The organism is Chryseobacterium sp. SIMBA_028, assembly GCF_046535285.1.
In the GTDB taxonomy this organism is placed as follows: domain Bacteria; phylum Bacteroidota; class Bacteroidia; order Flavobacteriales; family Weeksellaceae; genus Chryseobacterium.
Map to the genome: position 1 here is coordinate 1 of NZ_JAWRWZ010000415.1, position 263 is coordinate 263.

The following is a 263-nucleotide window of genomic DNA, read 5'->3' on the forward strand; positions in this document are numbered from 1 at the left end:
TTAAAACCGTCATTTCACGATCGCTCTTCAAATATTTTACAGCAATGGAGTAGGCTTCCAAATAATAATCTAAGGCTGTGCTGTAATCGGACATCTGGTAATGATTAAGTCCAATACAGTTTGTGGTGATAAATTGTTGTTGATATAGGCTGTTTTGTTCGGCAATTTTTTTGGCTTCGGCAAAAATTTCTAAAGAGGTAGAATGATCTTTTTTATATAAAGCATCAATTCCTTTTTTTATTAAAGCATCGCAATGTGCTGCC

Annotated in this window: 1 protein-coding gene; it reads right to left on the reverse strand. The window is 34.2% G+C overall.

What is annotated here, in order from left to right; translation table 11 throughout:
- On the reverse strand, nucleotides 1–263 hold a 263-nt coding region (locus SCA31_RS23955), incomplete at both ends, for a hypothetical protein (RefSeq protein WP_410699494.1).